The organism is Morganella sp. HMSC11D09 (assembly GCF_001807955.1).
Lineage (GTDB): Bacteria > Pseudomonadota > Gammaproteobacteria > Enterobacterales > Enterobacteriaceae > Morganella > Morganella morganii.
The window spans coordinates 4,912-6,324 of record NZ_KV791644.1 but is presented as its reverse complement, the minus strand read 5'-3'; the positions used below and the strand labels follow the sequence as shown (position 1 = coordinate 6,324).

Here is a 1,413-nt window from a genome sequence, read left to right as displayed (position 1 = left end):
GTTTAACTTCGCTTGCGCTGCACTGATAAAGTTAACTGTTTTACTTCTGTCATTCTGTACGCGCTCAAGGTTTTCTTCTGCTTTTGCTAATTTTCTGGATATTGTTTCGAGCTTTTCTTGTGTGCTACCAAAGTGCCACACTCCATCTGAGTACGCTTTATAAGCAGTGTTGAGGTTTTTAACCTCCTCCTCTGCCTCGCGCTGAGCATCAGTCAATGCGTCAACTTTATCTTTGGCATCCGCAATTTTCCCGGCCAATTCAGCGCGAGACATTTTATCCATACTGGACCGCAATTCATTTAATGAATCAGCAAACTCATGAGCTGACCTTTTGGCTTCTTCGGCTTTCTGGAAAAAGTAATACACCGCCGCGCCAGCCAGCATCGCAGCACCAACCGGTCCTCCAATCAGTGATAGTGCCTTGCTTGCCAGTCCACTTGCGACATTAAGCCTGCTCTGCGCCGCGGCGAGACTATTTGTGGCTGCGGTTTCCTGCTGTGTTAACCCTGTTATTACTGCTGAGTTTACTGCCAATTCACGGCGAATTCTGGTTCTCTGCGCTTCAGTAGTGGCTGCTGCCAACTGCGCACCAAGTGACTGCTGAACTGTCACAGCAAGAGCCTTCTCTGCTGCGACTCTGTTAATTGTTGCCGTGGCTGCTTCTATCTCAACTCTGGCCGCTTGTTTTGTTGCTGCCATACCGGCAAATGTCTCTTTAACTTTTTTTGCCTGAGCAGCAGCTGATAGCGTAAGAGCACCAACATATCTAGACCCCATGACACCGGCTGCAATAAGCAATACGTTAGTCAGTGATTCCAGATTGTTACTGGCAGATACAGTCGCGTCATTGAAGATGCTTATAAACGTCTTAACAGTGGTGTTTTCGCCAAAGAATTTAGTAATATTATTGCTGGCGATCTGAAGAGACTGCGACATTGTTTGTGTTGTGTTCGCAAACTCCCTCTCAATAGTTGGCCCCATTTCGCGGAATGCCTTTAACAGTACATCCGTGGTTAATTTGCCTTCTGCGGCCATCGCTCTCAGCTTGCCGATGCTGACACCGAGTGAGTCTGCCAGTCCTTTCATCAGCGCCGGAGCCTGCTCACTCATGGAGTTGAACTCCTGCCCGCGCAGCACTCCTGATGCCAGTGCCTGTGATAACTGGACAAGCGCACCTTCGGATTCTGCTGCCGTGGCACCGGAAACGGTCATTGCTTTGGAAATGGTGGTAGTTATTTGCCCTAACTCCTGACCACTTAATCCGGCACTACGCATGGCTCTTTCTAAACGTGAGTACAGTGTTGCGATGCCATCAAGGCTTGAACGGCTGTTCTGCGCAATATCAAACACTCGCTGATTCACTACCGCCAGCGTCTCTCCGGCCTTTATGGAGTTGACGAGTTTGTTATTCAG

1 protein-coding gene is annotated in these 1,413 nt (G+C 48.8%); it reads right to left on the bottom strand.

Annotated elements, in window-relative coordinates:
• The coding region (locus HMPREF3119_RS19250) for a tape measure protein (protein WP_168162269.1) at nt 1–1,413 on the bottom strand (1,413 nt) is incomplete at both ends.